At 55.8% G+C, this 278-nt stretch carries 1 rRNA gene; it reads right to left on the bottom strand.

What is annotated here, in order from left to right:
- A 16S ribosomal RNA gene (locus tag ACTHSN_RS10805) occupies nt 1-278 on the bottom strand; the annotation flags it as partial.

The following is a 278-nucleotide window of genomic DNA, read 5'->3' as shown; positions in this document are numbered from 1 at the left end:
GACTACTCGGGTATCTAATCCCGTTTGCTCCCCTAGCTTTCGCGCCTCAGCGTCAATGTCGGTCCAGGATGCCGCCTTCGCCACCGGTGTTCCTCCAGATATCTACGCATTTCACCGCTACACCTGGAATTCCACATCCCTCTCCCGAATTCAAGCCTCCCAGTATCGGAAGCAGTTCCCAGGTTGAGCCTGGGGATTTCACGTTCGACTTAAGAGGCCGCCTACGCGCCCTTTACGCCCAGTAATTCCGAACAACGCTTGCCACCTCTGTATTACCG

Origin of the sequence: Neisseria sp. P0009.S010 (assembly GCF_051958545.1) — a bacterium.
In the GTDB taxonomy this organism is placed as follows: domain Bacteria; phylum Pseudomonadota; class Gammaproteobacteria; order Burkholderiales; family Neisseriaceae; genus Neisseria; species Neisseria subflava_A.
Note: the sequence above shows the minus strand (reverse complement) of the source record. Positions and strands in the feature narration are given on the sequence as shown.